At 69.7% G+C, this 6,654-nt stretch carries 9 protein-coding genes; 3 read left to right on the top strand and 6 right to left on the bottom strand.

Translation table 11 applies throughout. The features are described from left to right. Positions 1 to 98: 98 nt before the first annotated feature. Complete coding sequence (locus AB0I66_RS06965; protein ID WP_363206628.1) at positions 99 to 626, bottom strand: nuclear transport factor 2 family protein; 528 nt, start codon at positions 624 to 626, stop codon at positions 99 to 101. A gap of 355 nt (positions 627 to 981) precedes the next feature. Between AB0I66_RS06965 and AB0I66_RS06960 the strand changes: the two genes are divergently transcribed. After that, positions 982 to 1,593: an HAD family phosphatase gene (locus AB0I66_RS06960; protein ID WP_363206627.1), complete on the top strand. Its 612-nt coding sequence runs from the start codon at positions 982 to 984 to the stop codon at positions 1,591 to 1,593. Positions 1,594 to 1,664: 71 nt separating this feature from the next. Here AB0I66_RS06960 and AB0I66_RS06955 read toward each other — a convergent pair whose 3' ends face one another. Further along, positions 1,665 to 1,844 (bottom strand): hypothetical protein, encoded by a 180-nt coding sequence (locus AB0I66_RS06955; protein WP_363206626.1) that lies wholly within the window; start codon positions 1,842 to 1,844, stop codon positions 1,665 to 1,667. 248 nt (positions 1,845 to 2,092) lie between these two features. On the opposite strand from AB0I66_RS06955, the gene AB0I66_RS06950 reads away from it, so the two are divergent. Beyond that, positions 2,093 to 2,914 (top strand): hypothetical protein, encoded by an 822-nt coding sequence (locus AB0I66_RS06950; protein ID WP_363206625.1) that lies wholly within the window; start codon positions 2,093 to 2,095, stop codon positions 2,912 to 2,914. Positions 2,915 to 2,948: 34 nt separating this feature from the next. On the opposite strand, the gene AB0I66_RS06945 is transcribed toward AB0I66_RS06950, so the two are convergent. The 4 genes from AB0I66_RS06945 to AB0I66_RS06930 all read right to left on the bottom strand — a co-directional run bounded on the left by AB0I66_RS06945 (position 2,949) and on the right by AB0I66_RS06930 (position 5,715). Continuing rightward, on the bottom strand, positions 2,949 to 3,263 hold the full coding sequence (locus AB0I66_RS06945; RefSeq protein ID WP_363206624.1) for a DUF6401 family natural product biosynthesis protein: 315 nt from the start codon (positions 3,261 to 3,263) through the stop codon (positions 2,949 to 2,951). 57 nt (positions 3,264 to 3,320) lie between these two features. Beyond that, positions 3,321 to 3,917, bottom strand: coding sequence for a DoxX family protein (locus tag AB0I66_RS06940; protein WP_363206623.1), 597 nt, complete (start codon positions 3,915 to 3,917; stop codon positions 3,321 to 3,323). Between the two features lie 45 nt (positions 3,918 to 3,962). Then, positions 3,963 to 4,838, bottom strand: a complete 876-nt coding sequence (locus AB0I66_RS06935) for an undecaprenyl-diphosphate phosphatase (RefSeq protein ID WP_363206622.1) — start codon at positions 4,836 to 4,838, stop codon at positions 3,963 to 3,965. Positions 4,839 to 5,010: 172 nt separating this feature from the next. After that, positions 5,011 to 5,715, bottom strand: coding sequence for a TVP38/TMEM64 family protein (locus AB0I66_RS06930; protein WP_363206621.1), 705 nt, complete (start codon positions 5,713 to 5,715; stop codon positions 5,011 to 5,013). Between the two features lie 77 nt (positions 5,716 to 5,792). Here AB0I66_RS06930 and AB0I66_RS06925 point away from each other — a divergent pair, with 77 nt between their 5' ends. Next, positions 5,793 to 6,491, top strand: coding sequence for a DNA alkylation repair protein (locus AB0I66_RS06925; protein ID WP_363206620.1), 699 nt, complete (start codon positions 5,793 to 5,795; stop codon positions 6,489 to 6,491). Positions 6,492 to 6,654 lie beyond the last annotated feature (163 nt).

The following is a 6,654-nucleotide window of genomic DNA, read 5'->3' as shown; positions in this document are numbered from 1 at the left end:
AAGGGACAGGTGGCTCCGCCACATGACCCTTCACACCGCGCGCCGAGCGCACGCACCGAACGCCGCTCCTTCTCCCACGGAGATCCGTCAGAAGGGCCCTAGCCGGCCGGGCGGGTCGTGGACCGTTCCTTCATCTGGCGCCACTTCTCCTGCACGGTCACCTGACTCAGCCGCCAGCCCTGCTCCGTACGCAGGGCCGTGAAGGCGTAGCGGCCGCCGCAGATGAAGTCCGGCGCCGAGGATTCCGCGCCGCCCGCGCCCTTCTCCCCGGCCTCGCCCTTCTCCCCGCCCTCGCCCGAGGTGAAGCGCATGGGGTTCACGTAGTCCGCCTGGACCTGCGCCACGTCACCGACGTCCTGATCGAGTGTCCCGAAGCGCAGCCGCCGGTTGACGATCAGATGCTGCCGCATCGGGAAGAGCCGCATCGTCCCGGCCAGCCATACGGCCACCTCCGCGGCGCTCGCGTCCACGCCGCCCGCCGAGCTGTAGTCGGCGCGGCCGTCCGGGGTGAAGAGCCGTTGATAGGCGTCCCAGTCGCCGTCGTCGACGGTCACTGCGTACTCGGTGATGAGGGAGTCGATGGCCAACCGGTCCATCACGGCGGCGAGTTCCACGCGCTGCGTCATCGGGTCAGTGTTGGGCACGGGGGGTGCGCAGCCAAGAGGCGTGCAGGAACGTGCCAGGACGGGCGTGGGCACGTGGCACGTGCGGCGCGGTCAGAAGGGGGTCGAAGTCGGCCCAACTGACTTACTATGCACGGCAGTTCCACCTCCGTACAAGGTCCGTTGAAGCAAGCAGGAACACTCCGAGCTGGGGGAACCGGTGAAGAACGAGCAGCGCATCGCGGCGTACAAGCGGCAGGGCAATCGCAAGGAACTGACGGGGCGGCAGAAGCGCCGCGTGGCGAGGAAGGCGCGCCAGGGCAAGGGCTGACGCGGCAACCGTTGACGGCGGGGGCGTGCCGCGGCGAAAGTACGGCACATGAGCCCGCACGCCCGCGGCGTACTGATCGACGTCGGCGGTGTGCTCGTCCGCGAGTACCTGCCCGCCGTCGCGACAGCCTGGGGACGGCGTCTTGGCCTCACGCCCACCGCCTTCATGGCCGCCCTCTACGAGGGAAACGATTCCGGGGTCCTCATCGGCCGCGTCAGTGAGGACGCCTGGTGGCAGACCGTCCGGGGGCGGCTGCGCACGGAACCGGACGTGATCGCCGAGCTGCGCCGGGACCTGGCGGCCAGGGAGAGCTGGGACGAGGAGCTCGTGGCGTGCCTGCGCGGCCTGCGGAAGCGGGGCGTCCGCACGGCCGTGGTCAGCAACACCTGGCCCGGTCTGCGCGAGCGGATGGAGGACGGCGGCCTGACGGACATCGCCGACCGTCTCGTCCTGTCCTGTGAGGTCGGATGCGCCAAACCGGACCGGCGGATCTACGACATCGCACTGCGGCTGCTCGCCGTCGAGCCCGAGCGGGCACTGTTCATCGACGACACCTCCGGCAATGTCGCGGCGGCGCGGGCGCTGGGTACGGCAGGTCACGTACACACCGAGACGGCGCAAACCCTCGCTCGTATAAGGGAGTTCACGTCTCGGGTGTGAGCATCTCCGGGGTGAGCATCTCAGGGGTGGGGGGCTGCTGCGGACCTGCTGCGGACCTGCAACGGACCGTACTAGGCCGCCCTGACGACCTCTTCGCGTACGGCCGCAGCCCATTCGGTCACCAACTGTTCGTACTCACGGCGCTGTTCGGCCGAGAGACGTCCGCCGGCGCGCATCCACAGGCCGCGGATCCGCTCGTTCAGTTCCGCGGCAGACCGTGCGGAACCAAGGGGCTGAGGGGTTAAGGGCATGAGTCAAGCCTAGGGGATGCCTACGACAATCGGAACTCTCAGCTACCGTTCACCTCCGCCAAGTGAGCGGACGCACAGCGAAGCGGCCCGTCGCACGCCGTCACCCGTACGGCTCATCACCGCGCCGTCCCGGGCCGTGACCCCTGATATCCAGGGGAGAAGGGACGCGCCGGAAGCCGCGCGCCGTGGGGGATTCATCGCCCTGACGCCGTTGTGGCGGCCGGGGCCCACCGAGTGGAGGACCACTCATGTCTCAGTACATAAGTCTCTCCGTGGACTTCACCCAAGGCCTCGACGACGCCTGGTCGAAGGTCGCTCAGTTCGTGCCGAAGCTGATCGGCTTCCTGGTCGTCCTGGTCATCGGCTGGTTCGTGTCGAAGATGATCGCGCGGGTCCTCGACCGGGTCCTGCGCAAGGTCGGCTCGGAGAAGCTCGCCGAACGGGCGGGCGCGTCCCGCATGCTGGCGAACTCCAAGTACGACATGACGGGGATCGTCTGCAAGGTCATCTACTTCGCCCTGCTCCTGATCACCCTGCAGCTGGGCTTCGGTGTCTTCGGCAGCAACCCGGTCTCCACGATGCTCGACGGCATCGTCTCCTGGATCCCGCGCGGCGTCGTCGCCATCGTCCTGATGGTCGTCGCCATGGCGGTCGCCAACATCGTGCGCGACATCGTCAGCAGCGCCCTGTCCTCGATGTCGTACGGGAAGACCATCGGCACGATCGCGTGGGCCTGCATCGTGGTCCTCGGTGTGTTCGCGGCCCTCGGTCAGGCGGGCATCGCCACCACGGTCACCCAGCCGGTGCTCTACGCGGCGCTCGCGGCCGGGGCCGGCATCCTGATCGTCGGCGTGGGCGGTGGCCTCATCGGCCCGATGCGGCAGCGCTGGGAGCGCTGGCTGAACACGGCGGAGCAGGAGACGGCCAAGGCCCGCGGCAGCGTCAGCGCCTACCAGGCGGGGCGTCAGGACGCGATGACCAACCAGCCCGCGCGGGAGCGCACGCGCCCCGGCACGGGCACGGACACGGGCAGCCACCTGCGTGACGACGACATGCGAGACGGCATGTGACCGGTCCGGGGTCCGGGGCCGTCCTCGGACTGCCTCAGGCCCCGGAGGACTCCGGCACCAGGTCGTGCCGCCTCACCAGCCAGGAGATGGCGGTGAGGCGGCACACCGCGTAGTCGTGGCCCACCGGCTCCCGCCACCCGTTCTCGGCCAGCGCGTCGAGGAACCCCAGGGCGTAGTCCGCGAGGATCTCCGGGTCCGGCGCCGGCGGCACGAGCCCGGCCCCGCCCATCTCGAGACGGTCCCGCAGCTCCGCGACGTGCTGGTCCACGGCGGCCGTGAATCCGGGCTCGAAGGCGAACTCGGCGAAGCGCGGGGCGTACGAGGCGCTGATGCGGGCGAGGGGCGACATCCCTTCACCGTAGGACGGCCAAACCCTCCTGAAGAGGGTCTTTCGGCATGCCATTGGTCACAACGACCCGGCCACCTTGTTCAGCGCGCCCCTGGCGTCGTTCAGCACGCCCTTGGCATCGCGCCCTGCGTTGCCGGCGACCCGCCGCCCGGCCTCCGCAGCGCCACGGCCGCGATGGGCGCCGGACTTCACGGCGGAGCGGCCGCGGGTGGCGCCGGACTTGGCGGCGCTGCGGCCGCGGTACGCGAGGGAGGGCTTGCCGTGGGTGTCGGCCGCCGCGAGCAGCAGGCCACCGAGCAGGGAGAGGTTCTTGATGAACTGGGTGCGCTGAGCCGCTCGGCGCTCCGGGTCCTCCTCCTTCCACCAGGCGTGCCCGGCCAGCGTCGTGGGCACGAGGGATCCGGCAAGGGCGAGCGCGGCGACACGCGGAACCCGCCCGGTGGCCAGCATCGCGCCGGCACCGAGCTGCACCGCGCCGTTGATGCGGACCAGGCGTTCGGGGTCCTGCGGCAGCCGGGAGATCTTGGAGCTCAGCGGAACCGCGACAGGCTCCGCCGCCGGAGCCACGCGCTTGGGGTTCCGGAGGGTACTGAAGCCTCCCGACAGGAAGACCGAGGCGAGCAACGGGCGTGCGCATTTCCTGAGAACAGCCATGCCATCCGGCTTCCCCGGATACGGGCCCTCAGTCAGCGCCCGGCGCTATCCCGCCGACTCTCCCGCGTGCGGGCTCAGTACACCCATCCCGACCAGCACGAACAGCACGATGCCGAGGATGATCCGGTAGTACACGAACGGCATGAAGCTCTTGGTGGTGATGAACTTCATGAACCACGCGATGACGGCGTAACCGACAAGGAAAGCGACGATCGTCGCGAAGATCGTCGGGCCCCAGGAGACATGGCCGCCCTCGCTCGCGTCCTTGAGCTCGAAGACGCCGGAGGCGAGGACCGCCGGGATGGCGAGCAGGAACGAGTAGCGGGCCGCGGCCTCGCGGGTGTAGCCCATGAGCAGGCCGCCGCTGATGGTGGCGCCGGAGCGGGAGACGCCCGGGATCAGGGCCATCGCCTGGCACATGCCGAAGATCAGGCCGTCGCGGACGCCCAGTTCCTTCAGGCTCTTGCGCTCCTTGATGGCGCGGTGCTTGCCGCCGGCCTCGTCGCGGGCCGCCAGACGGTCCGCGATGCCGAGGACGATGCCCATCACGATCAGTGTCGTGGCGATGAGCCGCAGATCGCGGAACGGGCCCTCGATCTGGTCCTTGAACGTGACGCCGAGGACGCCGATCGGGATGGAGCCGACGATGACGAGCCAGCCCATCTGCGCGTCGTGGTCGGAGCGTGGCACCTTGCCGAAGAGGGAGCCGGTCCACGCGGAGATGATCCGCGCGATGTCCTTGCGGAAGTAGATCAGCACGGCGGCCTCGGTGCCGATCTGGGTGATCGCGGTGAACGCGGCTCCCGGATCGTGCCAGCCCGCGAACGCCGCGGTCAGCCGCAGATGCGCGCTGGACGAGATCGGGAGGAACTCGGTCAGTCCCTGGACGAGCCCGAGGATGAAGGATTCAAGCCAAGACATGGAAACTGCGCCGTCCAAGTACGGATCATGGGCTGCGGGTGCGGTCATGTGATGGGACACGGGAGGTGTGCGGGCGAGGGGTGATCACTCCCCTGCCGTGGGGCAGCGTAGCGTCACTTGGTTACGAGACCGCCGGAGGGCCGCCGTCCGGCGCACACCGCCTGTCGGCGGCCTACCGGTTGCGCAGGTGGTGGCGCTTGCACCACGCCACCACCGCGCCCGTAAGCCCCGTCACCGCGATGAAGCCCATCGCGATGAGGAAGACAGGCGACGTCGGCGTGGAGGCGCGGGCGCCCGCGATGACGTACGCGGCGGTGTTCGGGATCGACCCCAGGCCGGTGGCGAGCAGGAACGGCAGCCATCCCATGCGGGACACCGACGCGCAGTAGTTGGCCGCCGCGAACGGCACCCCGGGGAACAGTCGCGCCGCCAGCATCGAGCGGAAGCCGTGCCTGCTCAACTGCCCGTCGGCCGCCTTCAGCCAGCGCCCCCGGAGCAGTGGGCGCAGCGCGTCCTGGCCCAGCATCCTGCCGAGCCCGAACGCGATCCCGGAGCCGAGGACCGTGCCCGCGATCGCCGCGGTGAGGCCCAACTGCGACCCGAACAGAGCGCCTGCCGCCAGATTGAGCAACGGACGCGGCACGAACGCCGTGGTGCACAGGCCGTACGCGACGGCGAAGACCACGACAGCGGCGGCGCCGCCCAGTTGCGCGGGCCAGCCGTCGGACAGGATGCGCTGTGGCTCGAAGAGCAGTACACACGTCCCGGCGGCCGCGAGCAGCGCCACCAGCAGCGACAGCCGCGACCACGGTGAGAACAGCACCCTGGTGCAGCGCTCGGCGAAGCCTTGCGGACGGACGGCGGCTGAGTCGAACATCCGGGGAGACTAACTGACAAATGTGTGTGATCGCCGTATGGGACGTCTCACGGGCGTCACAGTTCTAGGGTGCGTCCATGAGTGTCACCGTCCCGCACAGCGACTTGGCCGACACCGTCATGGCACGGCTCACCGCCGCCTACACGACGCCGGCCGATCCCGAGTGGGCCTCGCGGGCACAGGCGTACATAAGGAACGTCGCCCCCTTCCTCGGCCTGCCCACGCCGTTGCGCCGCCAACTGTCCCGCGCGGTGCTCGCCGGACTTCCGCGCCCCGACGCGGCCGACTGCGCGGCGATCGCGTTGCGCTGCTGGGAACTTCCGGAGCGCGAGTACGCCTACTTCGCCGTGGACTATCTGCGCCGCCATGTGACGCGCCTCCCCTCGGACTTCCTCCCGGTCGTGCGCCACCTCGTGACGACGGTCTCCTGGTGGGACACGGTCGACGCGCTCGCCGCGCATGTCGTGGGCGGTCTGGTCGCCGCCGACCCGGGGCTCAGGACCGAGATGGACGCCTGGATCGAGGACGAGGATCTGTGGGTGGCCCGCACCGCCCTCCTCCACCAGCTCCGGTACAAGGACGCCACCGACACGGAACGCCTCTTCGGTTACTGCGTACGCCGGTCGGGGCACCCCGACTTCTTCATCCGCAAGGCCATTGGCTGGTGTCTGCGGGAGTACGCCAAGACCGATCCGGACGCCGTACGCGCCTTCGTCGAGCGGGAGCGGGGGCGCCTCGCGCCGCTCTCGGTGCGTGAGGCCCTGAAGAACCTCTGAAATACCTCTGCGCACGGCGGACTTCACGGGCCACTCCCGTCACGAGCCCGCCGCGTCCCCGGCGAAAACCATTCGACGAACCCCTGCCCGTCGGCAATGATCTGCGACATGTTCCGGTACGCCTTTCCCGCAGACACGTCCGCAGTCGCGGACGTCGCGAAGG

Origin of the sequence: Streptomyces sp. NPDC050439, from assembly GCF_040655335.1 — a bacterium.
Classification (GTDB): Bacteria; Actinomycetota; Actinomycetes; order Streptomycetales; family Streptomycetaceae; genus Streptomyces.
This window is presented reverse-complemented; position numbering and strand designations above follow the sequence as displayed.

What these genes read in the sequence shown, in the direction of transcription:
- AB0I66_RS06930 (WP_363206621.1), bottom strand. Translation starts at nt 5,715, where the DNA reads ATGTTCGACTCAGCCGCCGTCCGTCCGCAAGGCTTCGCCGAGCGCTGC.
- AB0I66_RS06960 (WP_363206627.1), top strand. Translation starts at nt 982, where the DNA reads ATGAGCCCGCACGCCCGCGGCGTACTGATCGACGTCGGCGGTGTGCTC.
- AB0I66_RS06945 (WP_363206624.1), bottom strand. Translation starts at nt 3,263, where the DNA reads ATGTCGCCCCTCGCCCGCATCAGCGCCTCGTACGCCCCGCGCTTCGCC.
- AB0I66_RS06950 (WP_363206625.1), top strand. Translation starts at nt 2,093, where the DNA reads ATGTCTCAGTACATAAGTCTCTCCGTGGACTTCACCCAAGGCCTCGAC.
- AB0I66_RS06965 (WP_363206628.1), bottom strand. Translation starts at nt 626, where the DNA reads ATGACGCAGCGCGTGGAACTCGCCGCCGTGATGGACCGGTTGGCCATC.
- AB0I66_RS06935 (WP_363206622.1), bottom strand. Translation starts at nt 4,838, where the DNA reads ATGTCTTGGCTTGAATCCTTCATCCTCGGGCTCGTCCAGGGACTGACC.
- AB0I66_RS06955 (WP_363206626.1), bottom strand. Translation starts at nt 1,844, where the DNA reads ATGCCCTTAACCCCTCAGCCCCTTGGTTCCGCACGGTCTGCCGCGGAA.
- AB0I66_RS06925 (WP_363206620.1), top strand. Translation starts at nt 5,793, where the DNA reads ATGAGTGTCACCGTCCCGCACAGCGACTTGGCCGACACCGTCATGGCA.
- AB0I66_RS06940 (WP_363206623.1), bottom strand. Translation starts at nt 3,917, where the DNA reads ATGGCTGTTCTCAGGAAATGCGCACGCCCGTTGCTCGCCTCGGTCTTC.